The following is an 18,801-nucleotide window of genomic DNA, read 5'->3' as shown; positions in this document are numbered from 1 at the left end:
ATCACCTTATGGTGTAAAGTGGCCATGCTTCATCAACTTTGCTTAGGGTTAAAGTATCTTGTCGCGTATTCTTTTAAGTTTTCTTCTTATTATGTAGTCTAACTGGGTTTTGATTAGTGGAGACATTTGCCGATGTTGCGAATTTTTTTTATGTGCTAGCTTAGGGTTAGCACCAATAGTGGGGGTATCAGCCCAAGAGGTAATGACCCCAGAGAAGCTATGGCAAGTAAAGCGCGTAAGTGCACTTGGGTTATCTAAAGATAAAACACATGTGATTTACCGAGTTACTACACCAAGCGTTGAGAATAATGACTTTGATAGTAAAGTGTATCAAGTACCATTAAAAGGCGGCACTGCGCAGCTACTCACCGCTTATCAGGGAGTGCTATCAGATAACAATGTGTCACCTGATGGTAGCAAAAAGTTATTCCATGATAGCGTTAAAGTAGAGTCTATTTTAGCCACAGATAGATACCAAGCATTAACTCAAGCCAATGCTTATGTATTTGACGATTTAAACTACCGTCATTGGGATACATGGAAAGATGGCAGCGTTAAACATGTTTTTTATCAAGACCTTATCACGGAAGAAAAAGTCGACATTATGAAAGGGATGCCTTTTGATAGTCCAACGTCACCATTTGGTGGCTCCAGTGACTACATTTGGTGCCCTAAAGGTGAGAATATCTACTATGTCAGTAAAAAACTGACCGGCACAGAGTATGTAACAAGCACCAACACTGATATTTATCGCTACAACTTAGCCAGTAAGAAAACCACAAACCTGACAGAGCAAAACTTAGGTTATGATAAAAGTCCTGAATTTTCGCCAACAGGCCAGCTTGCTTTTTTGCGTATGGATGAGCCTGGTAACGAAGCTGATAAAAACGACATAATTGTTAATCTGGGTGAAAGAGAAGTAAACCTGACGGCACACTGGGATGGCACGGTGAGTAGCTTTGAATGGAGCCACGATGGTAAGCACATTTATTTTATCGCGCCAATAGACGGTACAATTCAGCTGTTTCAGGTTGCAGTAAATCGTAAAACAAAAGATAAGCCAAAAATTAAGCAGTTAACCAAGGGTATGTTTGATGTCAATGGCATCGTTGCAGCCTTGGATGGTCAGCTGGTGGTTACGCGAAATAGCATGAACCAAGCGAAAGAGATTTTCCGTTTTGATCTCAATAGCAAAAAGCTTGTCGCGCTAACCAACGTAAATGAAGCACTGTATGCAGGTCTTGATTTACCGAATGTTGAAAAACGAATGGTGAAGACAAAAGACGGTGAAGATATGCTAACGTGGGTGATCTATCCACCTAATTTTGATAAGCGCAAGCAATATCCAACCCTGTTATATCTACAAGGTGGTCCGCAGTCACCGTTGTCTCAGTTTTATTCATACCGCTGGAATTTCCAAGTGATGGCATCACAGGGCTACATTGTGGTGGCACCAAATCGTCGTGGTATGCCAGGTCATGGTGTGAAGTGGAATAAAGACATAAGCCAAGACTGGGGTGGCAAGGTAATGCAAGACTACCTTGATGCGATAGATAATGTGGCTAAAGAATCTTACGTTGACAACAAACGAATTGCAGCTATAGGTGCAAGTTTTGGTGGTTACTCTGCATTTTACTTAGCTGGTAAACATGAAGGGCGATTTAAAACCTTTATCTCTCACTGTGGTATTTTTGACTTACGCAGTATGTATGGCACAACGGAAGAAATGTTCTTCGTGAACCATGAACTTGGTGGTGCGTATTGGGAGAAAAATAACGCGGCAATCAACAAGGCTTACGCGCAATTTAATCCAATCAGCTATGTCGACAAATGGGATGCTCCCATGTTTGTGATCCATGGTGGTAAAGATTACCGAGTTCCTCTAAGCCAAGGCATGCAAGCTTTTCAGGCAGCTAAATTACGTGGACTAAAAAGCCGTTTCTTATATTTCCCTGAAGAAAACCACTGGGTACTGACACCGCAAAACGGCATAGTATGGCAGCGCGAATTCTTCAAGTGGTTAGATGAGACACTATAGTCAATATAACAATCATCATTGATTGAATAATAAAACTGTACGCGGAATAGCAACGTCTTTGAGTCGTTGTTATTCCGATACAAAAACAGGCGGTTAATGTTGTATCTGCGACTTTTAATCGTAATCTTCGTAATTAAGAAACTTATTCTCCAATAAAAAAATGCTGCCAAAAACCTTGCTACGGCAGTGTGCTATCAACAAGATAGCTATCCCATATAGACAAAGTAAAAGTGTCGCTAACAAGCAACCTTTATCGCAATGCTTGAGCTGAACCAATCTATTTGAGTCCAATGAGTTTAACTCTAAGGTATTATCAACCTATGTAAATGAAGTAGGTAATCAAGCGCGCTACAGTGTAATCACTGAAAACAATTAGGGTGATTAGCATATGATTAAACAGATATTTTTGATTTTTATTTTGACGATTAGCACTTTTACTTCGGTTGCAAACGCATCTAATGAGCACACAGTATTAATCGTACTAACCAGCCATGATCAACTTGGCACTACGGGGCGAAAAACAGGGTTTTGGCTCCCTGAATTAACACACCCATATTACCGTTTAAAAAAGGCTAATATCAACGTGGATATTGCCAGCATTAAAGGTGGCCTTGCACCAATAGATGCAAAAGCATTGGCTGAGCCGGACGATTACCATCAGGTTTTTTTAAATGACGCGGAGTTAATGACTAAGGTGATCAATACGATCCCACTAAACCAAATAGATGCAAATGAATATGATGCGGTAATTTTTAGTGGCGGATCTGGGCCTATGTGGGATTTCCCTGACAATCGTGATGTTGCGCGTGTCGCTTCCGATATTTTAAATAAAAATGGAGTACTTGCTGCTGTTTGTCATGGTGTAGCAGCGATCACGAATGTTAAACTTGCGAACGGAGATTATTTAGTTAAAGGTAAGCGGGTGACAGGGTTTAGCAATCAAGAGGAAAGTGATTTAGGGACAACGGATATCGTCCCATTTCTATTGCAAAACCGGCTTATCGAACGTGGCGGTATTTACTCCTCAGCAGCTGCATGGCAAACCAATGTAATAGAAGATGGTCAGTTAATTACGGGACAAAACCCAGCATCAGCAACACTGCTCGCTGAGAGAGTTATCGCGAAGCTAAAAGCAAATAATTGACGCAGCCTGCGGGGTTTACTAAAGGCTCACAACTTTGTGTTCAACAGAAAGTAGCCTGTGTGGCGACAAGTCTTGTTAAGCTAGTTGAGTTTCAAGTGAGTTGGCAGCTATAGCGTACATAAATCGTAGGCATACTCGAGTAATCTGAGCTTCGGATGAGGGATGCCTTTTTTAACACGTTTGGTTTGGCGCTACTTCCATTTTCAAAAACAACGAGCTAACTTACTCATAGCCCCAGTCTCAGGTTAAACAGTTAACAGATATTAGGAAGGTAAAGCTATGTATAAAAGGATAATGAGTGCGCTTTGGATGTTGTTGGCTGTGCAGAGCCAAGCTGCAGAAGAGGCGTTGACAATAGACAGTGTAGTACCAAGTCATATGGAGCTGGCCTTTCCAAACGATGCTAAGGTGTATCCAGACAGCAGTGATTTTACAGTGCTTAACGCTGTGCTGATGAGTAATGATAGCGGTGAACGATTTGCAACAGTTACCCTTAAAAACCAATCAAGTGGACGGCGCACATTAACGCACAAACACCTGTTAGCATTGACGGCAAATGGTCAACGGATCATGCCTATGGAGCTTTCAGAGCACTTTAATGGTGGGGAAACCCTCTCGTTAACGTTATCGTTTGGTGAGAGTAAATTCCCATTGCTCCAAGTTTACACAAGAAATTAGTTTCGACCCTACCTGAGGCTAATTTAATTCGCGGGTTATAGATGTAAGCTAGCCATTTCATAGGCCAATTATTGCGTAATTGAGAGTGGCGTCTGCGCCGCGATATTCATTCCTACAAGATAAGAATGCTTACGCACTTGAGACACAAGTACGTAAGGTTTAACTTATAGATTAAAAATGGCAATAAAGCGCTTGATTGATCAACCTTACGTGCGCAAATTAAATTTTTGTACAAGCTGCGCCAGTGTTGTTGCTTGGGTACTCAGAGCCTCACCAGAGCGTGCGGCAACTTGAGTGTCTTGCAGTGAGTTTCGGCTTGATTCTTCAATATGCGAAACATCACGCGCCATTTCACTTGCCACAACTGACTGCTCTTCTGTTGCTGTTGCAATAGATTGGATCATGGAAGCAATTTCTGAGGCACTTTTCACGATTTCTCCAAGTTGAGAGCCAGCGACTTCGGCCATCACGACACTTTGCTCTACTTGGCTGACGCTACTTTGCATTGAGTTGACCGCGTGATCAGTTTGTTGCTGTATTGACTGTACTGTCGAAACGACTTCCTCAGTGGCTTGTGAAGTGCGTTCTGCTAAGGTTCTAACTTCATCTGCTACGACAGCAAAGCCTCGTCCTTGCTCTCCAGCTCTCGCTGCTTCTATGGCTGCATTGAGCGCGAGCAAGTTAGTTTGCTCGGCAATACTACCTATGACGCCTATCACATTACCAATTTGGCTGCTCAGCTCTCCAAGGCTAGTAACATTGTCTGCGGTGTTTTGTACGTCCTTTGACGCGGCTCTTATCTTGTCTATTGTTTCGCCGACAGATTTACCGCCTTGGCTAGCAAGAGAGCGAGCTTGCTCTGCATGCCCAGCTGCAATTTGACTTTGTGCTGCCACTTCCGACACTGTGGCACTCATTTCTTCAATTGCGGTAGCCACTTGGGTTGATTGATCTGAAGATGTTTGGCTTCGCACAGCTATCTGATTATTTGTTTCAGCAATACAATGGCTAGAGGTACGCACCTCACCGACAACTTTGCTAATTTCTTTTAGAAGGTGGTTAAGGGAGGCTGCCATTTTATTTGTTGATGTTGCTAAGCTATCTATTTCATCCTGGTTTTGATGAATAATATCAGGTTGAGAAATATCTCCATTGCTGACACGCTCAGCAATTTCTAGTACTTGATTTAATCTGGTAATAATAGATTTATTTAATGAGTAAGCAATTACTAAGCCTAATATCGCGGCAATTATACAAATAGTAATAATAATCAAAAGCGTTGAGTTTAATCCATTAACCAACTGGTCGAGAGACTGAGTCGCATCGTCTCGTTCCTCAGTTGCAGAGACGGTTAATATTTTCTTCAAAGGTTGGAGATAGTTTGTGTCGGCGAGCTGAATAGCACGGGTGCTGCTTTGTGCATTACCGTTGCTGGCGAAAATCGTGGCATCTATCTGTTTATGGTATTGAGACATCAAGCGCATAATCTCAGCCATTTTTTGTCGGTCAGATGCTTTGGCTGATTCATAGAAATACAAGGTTTCGTGTGTTTCCTTAAAGTCTTCCAATAGCTCATTAAACTGACGCTTTTTACTCAGATCACCATTAGCATATTCCAGTGCAGATGCCTCAAGTCTATGACCTATATCCAATAATTTGTTGTAATAAATCATACCGGGGAGATCATCATTTTTGATCTCAAGTGCACGCGATGTTTCAGTCGACACCTTAAACCATACGAAAATACTGGATAGTGTCATGAGTAAAATCAGAGTACCAAATGCGAAATAGAGTTTTTTACTTAGCTTCATTGTTACAACCAGAGAGTAGAGAGTCTTTATTGAGATAGATTATTTTTATGTGCACTGTAATTAGTTTGCAGTTCAGCTGCGGTTTCATCGCATTTAATCGTAACGATTTGTTATTATTAAGCGCCATTGAAGAAAATGAAATAAGTCAGTTAGTCATACCGGAGTATTTCATTTTTAGATATATAGCACGCAGCGTAAAGAGGCTTTTTGCACTGATTTACTTATACACTGGATTGATAGTTGTTGCATTATTTATTGCGCTTAGTTGAATTTTATTTGACGTGAATCAGCTATTTAAAAGGTGAATTTATGGATGTGAAAACCCGTTGAGATGAATAAGAATAATTGTTGATAAGGAAAAGTGCGGTGGCTTTAACCGCACTTAATTTGCTAACGTTTTAGCTTAAATTTTTGAACTAACTCCGATAGCGCTTTAGCTTGTTGGTTTAGTTCTTTGGCCGAATGCGCAGCGACTTGAGTATCATTCAATGAACTTTGGCTAGATTGCTCTATGTGAGCAATATCTTTTGCCATTTCACTGGCCACAACAGATTGTTGCTCAGTTGCTGTTGCAATAGATTGAATCATCGTTGCGATTTCCGATGCGCCTTTTACTATGTCTTCTAATAGCGAACCGGCTTTTTCAGCCATAGTAACGCTTTGCTCAACCTGTGCAACGCTGCTTTCCATTGAGGCTACGGCATGCTCCGTCTGTGTTTGGATAGATTGAACAGTTGACACTACTTCATCGGTGGCTTTGGATGTTCTTTCTGCTAATGTCCTTACTTCGTCTGCGACCACGGCAAAACCCCGTCCTTGCTCACCTGCACGAGCAGCTTCTATGGCTGCATTCAACGCCAGTAGATTCGTCTGCTCTGCGATACTACCGATCACACTTATTACATTACCAATTTGATTACTAAGCTCTCCTAGGTTGGTTACATTATCAGCGGTGTTTTGCACATTACTCGATGCTTCTTTTATTTTAGTTATGGTTTGACCAACCGAATCGCCACCTGCACTGGCTGAAACTCTGGCTTGATCTGCATGCCCCGCAGCGACTTGGCTTTGCGAGGCTACTTCAGAAACTGTTGCGCTCATTTGCTCAATTGCAGTTGCGACCTGTGTAGATTGCTCTGACGCGCTTTGGCTTCTGTTTGCTATCTGGCTATTAGTATCCGAGATTTCATTACTGGAGACTTGTACATCGTGAACCACTTTAGTGATAGCCACAAGTAGAGTATTCAGCGATGCTGACATTTTGTTTGTGGCATCCGCAAGACCGTCAATTTCATCAACACCGTCGTGACTAATATCTGGTTGAGATATATCTCCTTCGCTGATCCGTTCAGCCACTTCCAGTACCTTGTTCAATCTAGAAACAATAGATTTGCTGATGAAAAATGCAATGGTTGCACCGAATATTGCGGCAATCAATGTGATCAGAATGATGATAAGTAGCGTGGTATTTAATCCATCTACTAGCAAGTCGAGTGCGCTTTCTGCATCGTGGCGCTCTTCCTCAGATGAAACACTGAGAATTTTTGCAAGCTCGACCAATAAGCTGTTGTCGAGCTGCTGAAGGCTAGCTACTGCACGAGCTTTTGCACCGCCGTCATACTCGCTAAATATGTACTCCGCTTCTTTTTGAATTTCATCATACATTGACTCAATGGTTGCAATGTCTTTTACTTCGTTTTCTTTTTGTTCAAGTGGTTTGAGTTTTGCGAGATAATGCTTGAAACTATCAGAATCTTCCTTAAATTCTGCTTTTGCTCCCGGTTCACCCATGGTGTAGGCAATAATTGCCGCGAGCATATCGCCTGATTCATCGACTAACTCAAGGTAGTAGCGCACGCCAGGTAAATCATCGCTGAGGGATTCCTGTAAATTGGTAGACTGCAGCGCATCATTGAATTCTTGCTCTTTGGCTTTGTCTAAAATGGACTCTAAATCTTCACCTATGGTTTGTTTGAGCTTATAGACGCGGCTTTTGATCCGTTCGTGAGATGTGGGATCATAGGAATCGAATACCTGACGGTTAACTTTTTCGTGAAATTGAGTCATAGTATTTAAGATTATTGCCATTTTTTCCCGATCAGATTGCTTGGCTGACTCGTACTTGTACAGCTCCTGCTGAGTTTGCTTAAATTGAGCAAATAACTGGTTGAAATCGCTTTTTTTACTAATGTCGCCGTTGATGTATTCAAGCGCTGATGTTTTGAGTTTATGCTCTATATCGATGAGTTTGTTATATAACAATATACCGGGTAAGTCGTCATTTTTAACTTCTAATGCTCGAGCTGTTTCGGTTGAAACCTTAACCCAAACAAATGCGCTCGAACAAGTCATTAGCAGTATTAATGCGCCGAACGCTACAAAGAGCTTTTTACTTAAATTCATAACACACCTATTTGGTAGATAGCGTGCTTTTCCTTGCCCGTAAAGTTATCGTTCAATGAGCCCAAGTCAAAAATGAGCATAGCTATGTCACCTTTGTACGATCAGCTGCCGATCCAGCGAAACGATATTGTGGTTGGTTAAAAATCGAGGTTTGCATAACTAACCGATTTCAATCCCAGATTAAATAATAGTTTAAAAAGTCAAATAGGCTAAAATTAAAAGTAGCTCCGCTGTGTTGTGAAACAGTGAGAACCCTACCTCACCTAAAGAGGCTTTTACTGCTACGGTACTCGCATTACCAGCCCCACATTCATTGCGCTTGGTAACCAAACGGCTAGCTGTGAATGGAGCGTTTGTACAGCCACATTGGTGTGATGAGCACAGGAGCTTATTGCATCTCGTAAGCGCAGAGGCTTAGTTTGTAGATGGAGTAAAAAGTCTGCTTGCCAATCGCTTATCGTGCAAGCCTTGATACGGTATTGCTGTCGAGACACTGCAATATGCGTCTGCATTGGCTCTGGTATCGTGTATGGTGTAGATTGTTCAAGTTGCGCAATAAGTGGTAGCAGGGGGTAGTCGGTATGAATAAGCTGTGCTGATTCTGGCACTGCGATAGTAAAGTCCTCCGCTATCCCACACAGTAGCTCTATTTCATTTATTGCTGGGGTGGGCAGGGCGGTTTCCGATCCGGTTTCCGATCCGGTTTCTGGTCCGGGTTTTAGTAGAGCTTGTGCTTTTGCTCGCTCAAACTTGGCAAGCTCTGCGGGTATACTCAGCATCGCTTGCTGATGAGCGGAAAAATCTCCAATGGGTTTTGTTTGCCTCAGAAAGTCAGCAAAGCGCCCGCCAAGCTGATGCAGTGTCCAAGACTCTGAGGGGAGGCTGACGATGAAAGCTTTGGCGAATGTTTCAAACACTTCCTCTCCCATAAATTGGTTAAGCAGCGCAAACTCGCCCTTTAGGCATTCGACCAACCGCATCACATAGCCTGCTGCATAGATGTCGACTCTTCTCATCGCCCCCAATTTTTTCGTACTTTTTATACAGTCATGTAGCATTACACCATGAGGGTTGGCTGCGATATTTAGCTTTTTTTCTAGGTCGCCTCGCACCATTAAAACTGTGCTAAGCCACTGCTGAGTTTGCGTTAAATCTGGCGTTTTCATTTGATTAATTCTGCTCTGTCATTAACGATTGGAGTTGAAATGGCGTTAAGGGTGGTGCCAGTCTCTTGCTCTGGAATGTGTCCAGCAAGCACTGATTTTGCTTTGTTTAACTCATCCACAAGTTCACCAAAGCTTGGGATATTGGCATCCCATTCAAGCAAAGTAGACACACCACCGGTTAAATGTTGCGCCAGTTGATAGAGTTGCCAAACTCTTGCGGGTACTGGATGATCATGAGTGTCTATTAAACAATCACCGCAGTCACTAGGACCTGCTAGATGGAGTTGGACAATGTGTTGATGAGGGAGCTGACGAATAAAAGCTTCAGCGTCAAACCCGTGATTGAAACTACTCACAAAAACGTTATTTACATCCAGCAGCATACCGCAGCCAGTTGCTTTGACTAACTCACTAAAAAACTCGCTTTCAGTGAGGGTCGAGTGTTGAAATTCAAGATATGTTGATGGATTCTCAAGTATTAAAGGGCGCTCTAAAAAACTCTGTACTTGGTCAACACGCTTGATAACGTGTTGCAGACTTTCGTCAGTGAGTGGCATAGGCAGTAAATCGTGGCTATTTAGGCCTGCAATACCTGTCCAGCATAAATGATCAGAAATAAGCTGCGGCTTGACATACTCACCCAACGCTTTAAGTTTACCTAAGTATTCAAGATTGAGTGGATCGCTACTACCTATGTTCATTGATACACCATGCATCACGAGTGGATATTGCTCCTTGAGTTGAGCAAGCACATGCCGACCATAGCCGTGATTATCAATATAGTTCTCACTGATGATTTCAAACCAGTCTACACCAAGTGATACTCCGCGCGCTAAGTGAGACATAATAACGGGGTAGTGTTGGCTGCGAAGGCCAACACCAAATCCTAAGTTGGTTAATTGTTGTGTAGCGGACGCAGCAAACTGCTGTGTCCGGATTGGATTTTTCATACTCGCTCCCAATCAAGTTGATGGAGGCAGTGCAAGGCGAATATCTGAAGGCTCTGGTTTATCTATGGGCGTATTATCCTCTTTCAACAATCCATTGGCATTACAGTAAGCCTGCCATGCAATATCGTACACTGCATCCCTTTTTTTGTAGGGCATGAAGTCTTCGTTTTGACCTTTTATATTTTTGTATTTAATCGGCGAGAAGGTGTTATCTTTTAAGTCAAACTTAAATAGCTGCATCTCGTATTCATTGTCTTCACCAGAAAGCTCAGGGAATAGTTGAGAAGCAGAGATAGGTACAGCACAGCCGCCCAAGTTGTTACACTTGTTATCGGCAGGCGCACTTTTTGGCCCAGTCGATACACTACCACCACAGCTCCCGCCCGGGGTTGTACTATGCACGAAACCACAGCCACCTTGAGCTTTACAATCGTTACTGCCCTTACAGCTGTGATAAACCTCAGGAGGTGGCAAGTTATCAGCGCCAATGTTGGTGTAACTCATTCCTTGACAGGCATGGTAGAGGGTATTTGGATCTTGTGTTTTAATCCCAGTAACTAAATCAGGTGCAATTCCAGTCGTTGCCCAACAGATAGAAATTCTATCGCCAGAGCCACCCATCGCAGGACCTGGAAATTCATTGGTTTTACCTGACCAATAGCGGTCAAGTGCCGTGGTTAGCCCTTTAATCGTACCCACTGCTGATTGACTAAATAATTGGTGCGTATTACCAATATTGGATGTCAGTTTTAAGTTATTTAGTGCCTTCACAACGCTGGTTACACAAGGTAGATTTGGGTTGGCTTTAGCCGCTTTATCACCACCTTTGGGATCCAACAATGCCTCGTTCCAGCTATTCCCCTCAGCAAACCAAGTCGGCCAAGTGATGTAGCGCTCGTTTGACTTGTTTGCAGGCTTTTCAAATTCGACGATGAGCTTCATTGTATCTGTAAAAATCTGAAAGTGGTCTTTGTACTTGTTGGTGATCCGTGCACATGCTGACCCTGAAATTGGGCCCTCTTCGGGGCTTGCAGGATAATCCGCTTTCAATGCTTCCGCACTGGGTTGGAACTTCTCTTCTACGGTACTGAGATGTGTATCATCAGCTTTAGCCGCTTTTGCTGCCAGTAGAGTTTGTGCCCACTTTTCATCAGCCCAGCGTTTGCATATCATGTCAGCTACACCATCGCCTTCTCCTTGATCGGTAATGGCATTCACGTTATTCATTAGTGCTTCTTTTAATGCAGTGTGATCTTCTTGAACGTAAAGTGAGCCCTTAATTCCAGGGAATTGCGCCTTGTAATCTTTATTACCGGGGCGTTCATTAAAATAGTCACGCTGAATGGTCGCGTAGTCGAGCAAGCTCGTGCCATCATCATATTGGATCTGAATGTAATCCCAATAGCAGAGGTACATGTGTCCAATCGAACCAAATAGCGGTAGGTTCTTTTCGGTGTAATCTGGCTTCCACCAATCAAAGGGAGCTTGCTCAAAATATTTTGGTCTTGTGGTGTTCTCATTCACTTTAACGCATGAGTTCTTAATAATTTTTTTGGCGTTTTCTTCCGTTTCCTCAATCAACATAAAGAGTAGTGTTTGCTCTTTGTTAAGTTCTGTGGCATTGACACGGAGATCCTTTAACGTCTTGTTTGGAAAGATCCGTTTAAAATAAGCCTGAACTTCAGGGCTGAGTTTAGACAAGTCATCGCTACAATCGGCAAAGTCTAAAATATGAGGGATACCACTTTGGTTGTTATAGCACTTCCAGCCATACTGTTCATCAATTAGCGCTGGGCTGGTAAAACTTGGTGTTAGGCCCAGCTTACTTGCCATGTTTGAGGCAAGTTGTAAGTGCAACATCTCTTCGATAAAAACACTATACACGCCGTTAAACACTTGTTGGTTCACAGAAAGTTCAAAAGCGTTCTTTTGGTTGTTTGGGTCATCATCATCACCCACCAAAGTATCGATATCAAATAGGGGCTTAAGCTCTACGTCGTAGCCTTTGTTTAGGCGGTGCTCTGGAATATATCCCGCTGTTGGGCTAAGTCCAGGCCAGTAGCGACCGGGGTATAGATCTGACGGATCTGCAATTTGGTGAGTTCCTTGAATTGAATAAAGTCCTGTCATGTAAAGTGGGATGGTAAAGAGTTCAACATTAATTGCAGCCTGAGCAATTGCTCTCAAACAGGATAAATCAGCAGCTTTATACTGACTATCACGGGCTTTAATTTGTTGCTTTTGGGCATTACTTAGCATCGCGCCGGCATCAATTTCTTCTTTTACTTCAACAACAGATTGATCCGTTTTGTTTTGCACATTCATGGTTTGCTCCTTTGTGACGGTGAATGTTGTGCAATACCACAGGCTTAAATAGTACTAATCTGTTTAAATATGTGTTCAATTTTAAGGAGTAAACAAGGCACGAACAGCGTTAAATATTTCATATTAAAAACAACTTAATAGCAAAATTTTTGCCTGATTACTGGTACAGCCTTTTCACCTCAAAATAGATCATGTGATTAAGCAAATTGGCATAAGTTAGGATACAGACGGCGTACCTAAAGCAACTTAGAACTTAAGCATATAGGCATATGTAATAAACACACGAGATAAAAGTAGACGTAAATTAGGAAAAATTCGATTACGGAGTATTACGTATCAGTAACTTTTTTATAACGTGCTAGTGTGAGTGATGAAATTGGTGGCTGCAGCGAGGCTGAAAAGTGGTTTAAAGGTGACCCTTTAAACCACTTTGAATATGAATTTAAAACTTAGTTGGTGCAGGTGGCACTGTTAGTGTCTTTTTCGGGTTGTCTTTTAACTCTTTCAATAGCTCTTCGACCGCACGCTCGACAGAAGGGTCTTTACCTGCGTGGATCAGTTCAGGCCTATCTATCACCTCGATATCAGGGCTTACTCCTTCATTTTCAATGATCCAGTTGCCGTCATTATCTAGGATACGGAAGGTTGCTGCTATCACTTGGCCTCCATCAACAAGGCTTGGGTTTCCGGAAATCCCAATTAAGCCCCCCCAAGTGCGTGTACCAATTAGCTTTCCTAGACCCGCTTGGCGGAAATAGTAAGGTAGGGCATCACCACCTGAACTTGAATAGCCGTTGATCAACATCGCTTTTGGACCGTCGTGGGCAAATTGTGGAGTTTTTGTTGGCTCAACACCACGACGTTTCCAGTAATTAAGCGGTTTACGAGCAAGCCAAGTAATAATGTGCTCAGGAATAAAACCACCACCATTATAACGATCGTCGACGATCAGCGCTTCTTTCGTTGTTTGTGGCATAAAGTTCTTAAATAAAGAACGGTTACCATCATAATGCGTATTTGGTAGGTGGACGTAGCCGATTTTACCATCGGAAAGCTTGCTTACGTAGTCAGCCCGTGATTGCACCCAAGCCATGTAACGTAGTCCTTGCTCACTGGCAACAGGCTTGACCGTTGTCTTCCAGCTATTTTCGGCACTTGGAGACTTGCTTAGAACAAGCTCAACCTGCTCACCTTGGGTATTTTCAAGTAACTCATAAAAGTTAACCACTTCCTTTACTGAGCGACCATTTACAGAGATGATGTAATCACCCACATTGGCATTGACGCCTGTCTCGTCAAGCGGTGAGCGGTAGTTCTCATGCCAATTTTCACCTTTAAAGATACGTTCAATTTTCACATAACCTGATTGGTGAGCGCTTATTTCTGCACCAAGCAAGCCGTGCTTTTTGCGCTCGGCTGTTGGAGCATCACCAGATTGCACGTAAATGTGACCGGCGTTTATCTCTCCTGCAATTTCACTTAGTACGTAGTCTAGGTCGCTACGATGCGCAACTGCATTGGCAAGAGGCTGATACTTCTCTAAAATTGCATCCCAATCTTGGCCATGGTGATTCTCATCGTAGAACCAATCACGCAATGTACGCCAGCCTTCTACATACATTTGTTGCCATTCAACTTTAGGGTCGATTTTCAGTGTCATCTTAGATAGGTCAAGCTGACTGCTCTTTAAGTCCTGTTTTGGCTTAGGTGCGATAACACTGTAATTATTGCCAGCACGAGCAATTAGATGCTTACCGCCAGCGGCAACCTTATAGCTGCTTACCCCTTCGGCAACTGTTTCTAGTTTGCTATCAGGTTCGCTACCAAGTAGCTTTAATGCACCACCTGTTAGTGTTAGAACGCCACCGTCGACACCTGTTAGCGCACCGTAGTTACCGGCTGGAGCGGAGAGGGATACAACCCGAGACATAAAGCCGTTGGCATCAATATAATTTTCTTTTTTGGTGCTATCAGCTTTTGCTTCATCGTCTGATTGAATGCTTAACTCATCGCTTTCAAACGCGTTTAATGGCTTGATATGATTGTTTACCGCGACGCTGTAAATACGTGTGGCGTTGTTGAACATATAATCAAATTCATAGCTACTAAAGGTGAGGTTGTAGTCGCGTTCAGACGTAAAGTAAATGTAGTTACCATCTGGCGAGAAAGTCGGGTTACGCTCGCTGGTCATTTCGTCAGTCAGTCGAGTGACCTTTTTATCTTTGATATTATAGTGCCATAGCGAGGCGTAGCGGTTCTCGTTGTTTTTAACAAAAACAATATCTTCGCTGTTAGGTGACCAAGTGTATTCGGTTAAACCATCTTCATCGTATTTGGCGGTATCAATTTTATGCGTATCACCAGATTTCGCATCAACCCACCATAGCGTGTGGTTTTTATCAGCAAAGAGCAGTTTGCTGTTATCAGCCGACCAAATTGGCGTAAAGCGCCAGATGGTACCATTGTCGGTTAACTGGATGGTTTTGTTGTTATTTGCTCTATCTTTAAGATAGATCTCATATTCACCTGTTTTATCACTCATGTAGGCAATATAACGGCCATTTGGTGACCAGCTTGCTTCAATCTCTCGGCCTTCTGGGGTGTAAGAAATGTTGCGAGTTGGACCTTGTTTTACTGGAACAGAGAATAACTCACCACGAGCAGTAAACAATGCACGTTTACCATCATGTGAAATATCCATTGAATCAATAAAATCACTGACATTTTTGCTGTAAGGCATGGCATATTGGCGCACACCAGCAACATCAATGTTTAGCTTTTTGGCAGACTTTGTCGCTTCATCAAAACGATATAGGTAACCGCCATTTTCATAAACGATGGCGTCAGGACCTGCTGATGGCCACAAGACATCAAAGTCTTTGTGGTCAGTCATTTTTACTGGAGACTTACCGTCGCGATATTTATACAGGTTGAGTGTATAGTCACGATCAGATACAAAATAAATACTGTCATTTACCCAAGTCGGTTGCTGATCCGTTGCTTTATCAGTGGTGAGCTGTTTAGACGTGTTGTTTTCAAGGTCGTAAACCCACACATCTTGTGCACGGCCACCGCGTGAGCGTTTCCAGGTTCTAAACTCCCTGTCGATAGGGGTGTAAACATACTTGCTGCCATCAGGCGAGAGCATACCGCCACCGGTTTCTGGGATGGCCATCGGCTGCTCAAGTCCACCTTCGACAGGTACCATATATGGGCGACCCATGCGTTTACCCCATGGGGTGCGGTTTGCTCTGAACACGATATGTTTGCCGTCAGGCGTCCAATCCATCACCCGATAATCAAAACCACCGCGGGGAGGCATCGCGCCGACATCGTTATAATAGGTGAGCTGTTTTAACCCTGAACCATCGGCATTGATAACATAGATCTGGCGGCTACCATTGTACTCAGCGGCAAAAGCAATTTTGCTACCATCTGGTGAAAACTTAGGAAAAGTTTCAAAACCAATGTGGTCAGTTAATCGCTGACTTTTCCCTGAATTGGTATCTGCGATATAAATGTCGCCAGCATAGACAAAAGTGACTTTATCTTTGTGAATGTCAGGAAAGCGAAGTAAGCGAGTATCTTCTGTTTGATACGCTGAAACAAAAGGCGCGGCTGCCGTAGCTATGGCGAGCACGAGTGTTTTTATTTTCATCATAATATAGGCGTTTCCGTTATTATTTTGATACATAATAACGATTAAGCACTGAAATGCACCCAATTTAGATGAGTAGCTTGTTTCAAAATGTGAAAAACACCCCAACGCGGAGTGTGGTCGCGAAGGGATGTTGAGTTGTTGGGGGAGGATCAATGAGGCACTGGTGTACCTCAATATTGTGTCAACTTAGAACTGTGCAACAAAAGTTAGGTTGCTTGTTTCGCCGCCATCTGTGTCAACAACACTACCTGTAAGGTAGTAAGTGTCATTGAAGAAGTACTTCGCTTCCACCGCTAAGTCTGAGTCATATGAACCAAGGCCAAGTGCAAAGTTACGAGTGAAGTAGTAGTTTGCTAGTACATTCGTCACATTGTCATCAAAGCCTTCGATGTCAATGCGGTTATGTTCCACGTCGATTGTGAAGTAGCTTTCGCCACCTACGTGCATCAAATAACGAGCACTTAGGTTTAGGTAATCAAACTCATCTTCGGTTTCAATGGTAAAACCAATATAATCTGTAGAGTTGAGCTCATGGTTGTATTCTGCTTTGAACCAAGTTGTATCACCATGTTCGAACTCTTCCTGACGAATACTTAGCTTTAGGTTCTCGTTATATAAGTAACCAAAGCCAAAAGAGTAGTGATCGTCAGCTTCACCAAGATCTGAAATACTACCAGTAACAAACCACTCTTTAGTGATAAACCCTTCACCGTGAGCAGAAAAGGCATTTGAGAAATCATCGTTGGCATAGCTTAGGCCAACATTACTGTCTGTATCTAGGTAACCAAAGTCATCCCATACGCCAACTGATTCTTGAGGTGCGAAAAAGTAGTCAGAAGAAAGCATCAGTAAGCTGTTATCGGAGCTATCGTAGTCTGTGTAACTAGCAGCGTTGAACCACTCTTTTTGAACGTTTCCTGCGTTAGCTTGAGCGGTCGCTGAAACAAGTAGTGAAACAGCTGCGATAGATAGTAGTTTTTTCATGTTCATCCTTTATATTTCCATACATTGAGCTACATCGACTCAACGGCGCGCATAGTAGTATTAGAAATCTGAACAGGAACTGACAGAGATCAAAAATTGATGAATTGGCGTAATCGCTTAGCTTTACTTATGCTTTATTTGTATCTGCACTTCGGTTTTAGTTGGTTTACATGTAAATAGGAAGCGTAATGTCAAAGTCGTTTCATGGTATTTCTATAGGTACTGAGAAGTCTCAAGAAAATATCTACTTAACCTTAATACTCAGCGGTAAGCTCACCCATGAAGATTACGTTGCTATTACCCCTATCATTGAAGAGGTGATAAAAACGGTAAAATCTCCAAAAGTGTATGCACTGATTGATGCGATTGACTTTGAAGGTTGGGAGCTTAGGGCTATGTGGGACGATTTTCAGATAGTACTAACGCACAGTCACGAGTTTAAAAGAGTGGCCATTTATGGTGGCAAAAAGTGGCATCGCCTTGCTGCATTGATTGGTAGTTGGGTTATAACTGGAGAAGTAAAATATTTTCGAGATAAAAGTCAGGCAATACATTGGGTTAGAAACAAATCATAACCACACACAAAACAGTAATACATTGATGTGCAATGATGAATACAGGAATCCTACTGGTCTAAAAAGTGGATTATCCAGTTGCTCATCATGTATAGTGAATAAACACCAGCGGCTTTTATCTGAATGGCTTGGGAGTTGACTCTGTGAAAAAAATACTGATAACAGGTGCTAATCGTGGGATTGGACTTGCGTTAACTAAGGTTTACCTCCAATCGGGGTGGCACGTGCTTGCAACATGTAGAGATCCACTAGCTGCAACTGACTTAAATGCGTTATCTGCGACGTTTCCTGAACTTCAGGTGTTCGCCCTAGATGTCACTAATTTTGATCAAATGACGGAGTTGAGCGAAAAGCTTGCGCCAGTTGCCATTGATATTGTCGTTAATAATGCTGGCATATATGGACCAAAGGGTTACGCCTTTGGAGAAACAGATATTGAAGCGTGGCGTGAGGTGATGGAGGTCAATGTCTTTGCTACCATGCGACTTGCTGAGCTTTTTTATACCCACTTAAGTAACTCAACAGAAAAAATATTTGCCGCGGTGTCATCCAAAGTTGGTAGCCACACAATGAATACCAAAGGCGGTGGATATATTTATCGCAGCTCCAAAGCTGCAGTGAACTCAGTGATTAAAAGCTTATCAAATGATTTACTGGTTGATGGGATCCGTACCGTGGCATTGCACCCTGGTTGGGTTCAAACAGACATGGGGGGAGCTGAGGCACCAGTTACACCAGAGGAGTCGGCTGCTGGGCTTTATAGCGTGTTATCACATTTTGTTGATGCACAAAGTGGTGGCTTTTATGACTACAAAGGAGATGCAATTCCTTGGTGATCGCCGCATAAGTTATGTTTAATAACAACTAGCCTTAATACGTGCTCAATTTGAAGGAGTAAATCTGACGCCTAATTGCGTTAAAAATTTCTATTTAGAACAACCAAATAGAAATCCTTACATTGCTTACAGAACATAAATACCTCGGCGTGAGCAGGGCGTGGAGCGGTGCTATCGACAAGATTTTCTCGCTTCAAAATAGTAGACCACTTAATACCAATTTGACTTAA

Annotated in this window: 12 protein-coding genes; 5 read left to right on the top strand and 7 right to left on the bottom strand. The window is 42.7% G+C overall.

Going from position 1 to position 18,801, the window contains the following annotated elements; all coding sequences use genetic code 11:
* Positions 1 to 202: 202 nt before the first annotated feature.
* The 3 genes from D9603_RS06060 (at position 203) to D9603_RS06050 (ending at position 3,860) form a co-directional block, all read left to right on the top strand.
* Positions 203 to 2,038, top strand: a complete 1,836-nt coding sequence (locus tag D9603_RS06060) for a S9 family peptidase (RefSeq protein ID WP_347232144.1) — start codon at positions 203 to 205, stop codon at positions 2,036 to 2,038.
* 388 nt (positions 2,039 to 2,426) lie between these two features.
* Positions 2,427 to 3,182 (top strand): type 1 glutamine amidotransferase domain-containing protein, encoded by a 756-nt coding sequence (locus D9603_RS06055; RefSeq protein WP_128730638.1) that lies wholly within the window; start codon positions 2,427 to 2,429, stop codon positions 3,180 to 3,182.
* A gap of 279 nt (positions 3,183 to 3,461) precedes the next feature.
* Positions 3,462 to 3,860 (top strand): hypothetical protein, encoded by a 399-nt coding sequence (locus tag D9603_RS06050; protein ID WP_128730637.1) that lies wholly within the window; start codon positions 3,462 to 3,464, stop codon positions 3,858 to 3,860.
* Positions 3,861 to 4,066: 206 nt separating this feature from the next.
* Here the strand turns inward: D9603_RS06050 and D9603_RS06045 are convergent, their stop codons facing one another.
* The 7 genes from D9603_RS06045 to D9603_RS06015 form a co-directional block, all read right to left on the bottom strand.
* Positions 4,067 to 5,671 carry a HAMP domain-containing methyl-accepting chemotaxis protein gene (locus D9603_RS06045; RefSeq protein ID WP_128730636.1) on the bottom strand — a complete coding sequence of 535 codons (1,605 nt, stop codon included), beginning with the start codon at positions 5,669 to 5,671 and terminating at the stop codon, positions 4,067 to 4,069.
* Positions 5,672 to 6,061: 390 nt separating this feature from the next.
* On the bottom strand, positions 6,062 to 8,074 hold the full coding sequence (locus D9603_RS06040; RefSeq protein WP_128730635.1) for a HAMP domain-containing methyl-accepting chemotaxis protein: 2,013 nt from the start codon (positions 8,072 to 8,074) through the stop codon (positions 6,062 to 6,064).
* Positions 8,075 to 8,355: 281 nt separating this feature from the next.
* A complete protein-coding gene (locus tag D9603_RS06035) occupies positions 8,356 to 9,240 on the bottom strand; it encodes a DNA-binding domain-containing protein (protein WP_128730634.1) in 885 nt (294 codons plus the stop codon).
* Positions 9,237 to 10,190, bottom strand: a complete 954-nt coding sequence (locus D9603_RS06030) for a DUF692 domain-containing protein (RefSeq protein WP_128730633.1) — start codon at positions 10,188 to 10,190, stop codon at positions 9,237 to 9,239. Before D9603_RS06030 ends, D9603_RS06035 begins: the two co-directional genes overlap by 4 nt.
* Before the next feature lie 12 nt (positions 10,191 to 10,202).
* Positions 10,203 to 12,515 carry a ferritin-like domain-containing protein gene (locus D9603_RS06025; protein WP_128730632.1) on the bottom strand — a complete coding sequence of 771 codons (2,313 nt, stop codon included), beginning with the start codon at positions 12,513 to 12,515 and terminating at the stop codon, positions 10,203 to 10,205.
* A gap of 442 nt (positions 12,516 to 12,957) precedes the next feature.
* Complete coding sequence (locus D9603_RS06020; RefSeq protein ID WP_194086955.1) at positions 12,958 to 16,209, bottom strand: S41 family peptidase; 3,252 nt, start codon at positions 16,207 to 16,209, stop codon at positions 12,958 to 12,960.
* Between the two features lie 153 nt (positions 16,210 to 16,362).
* Positions 16,363 to 17,160: a putative porin gene (locus D9603_RS06015; RefSeq protein ID WP_128730631.1), complete on the bottom strand. Its 798-nt coding sequence runs from the start codon at positions 17,158 to 17,160 to the stop codon at positions 16,363 to 16,365.
* Positions 17,161 to 17,348: 188 nt separating this feature from the next.
* Between D9603_RS06015 and D9603_RS06010 the strand changes: the two genes are divergently transcribed.
* Positions 17,349 to 17,735, top strand: a complete 387-nt coding sequence (locus D9603_RS06010) for an STAS/SEC14 domain-containing protein (protein WP_128730630.1) — start codon at positions 17,349 to 17,351, stop codon at positions 17,733 to 17,735.
* Positions 17,736 to 17,878: 143 nt separating this feature from the next.
* Positions 17,879 to 18,571: an SDR family oxidoreductase gene (locus tag D9603_RS06005; RefSeq protein WP_128730629.1), complete on the top strand. Its 693-nt coding sequence runs from the start codon at positions 17,879 to 17,881 to the stop codon at positions 18,569 to 18,571.
* Positions 18,572 to 18,801 lie beyond the last annotated feature (230 nt).

Origin of the sequence: Pseudoalteromonas sp. PS5 (assembly GCF_004103255.1) — a bacterium.
Classification (GTDB): domain Bacteria; phylum Pseudomonadota; class Gammaproteobacteria; order Enterobacterales; family Alteromonadaceae; genus Pseudoalteromonas; species Pseudoalteromonas peptidolytica.
Note: the sequence above shows the minus strand (reverse complement) of the source record. Positions and strands in the feature narration are given on the sequence as shown.

Bases quoted from the DNA above. Each gene is read 5' to 3' on its own strand.
- D9603_RS06060 (WP_347232144.1), top strand. From the start codon at position 203: ATGACCCCAGAGAAGCTATGGCAAGTAAAGCGCGTAAGTGCACTTGGG.
- D9603_RS06055 (WP_128730638.1), top strand. From the start codon at position 2,427: ATGATTAAACAGATATTTTTGATTTTTATTTTGACGATTAGCACTTTT.
- D9603_RS06050 (WP_128730637.1), top strand. From the start codon at position 3,462: ATGTATAAAAGGATAATGAGTGCGCTTTGGATGTTGTTGGCTGTGCAG.
- D9603_RS06045 (WP_128730636.1), bottom strand. From the start codon at position 5,671: ATGAAGCTAAGTAAAAAACTCTATTTCGCATTTGGTACTCTGATTTTA.
- D9603_RS06040 (WP_128730635.1), bottom strand. From the start codon at position 8,074: ATGAATTTAAGTAAAAAGCTCTTTGTAGCGTTCGGCGCATTAATACTG.
- D9603_RS06035 (WP_128730634.1), bottom strand. From the start codon at position 9,240: ATGAAAACGCCAGATTTAACGCAAACTCAGCAGTGGCTTAGCACAGTT.
- D9603_RS06030 (WP_128730633.1), bottom strand. From the start codon at position 10,190: ATGAAAAATCCAATCCGGACACAGCAGTTTGCTGCGTCCGCTACACAA.
- D9603_RS06025 (WP_128730632.1), bottom strand. From the start codon at position 12,515: ATGAATGTGCAAAACAAAACGGATCAATCTGTTGTTGAAGTAAAAGAA.
- D9603_RS06020 (WP_194086955.1), bottom strand. From the start codon at position 16,209: ATGTATCAAAATAATAACGGAAACGCCTATATTATGATGAAAATAAAA.
- D9603_RS06015 (WP_128730631.1), bottom strand. From the start codon at position 17,160: ATGAAAAAACTACTATCTATCGCAGCTGTTTCACTACTTGTTTCAGCG.
- D9603_RS06010 (WP_128730630.1), top strand. From the start codon at position 17,349: ATGTCAAAGTCGTTTCATGGTATTTCTATAGGTACTGAGAAGTCTCAA.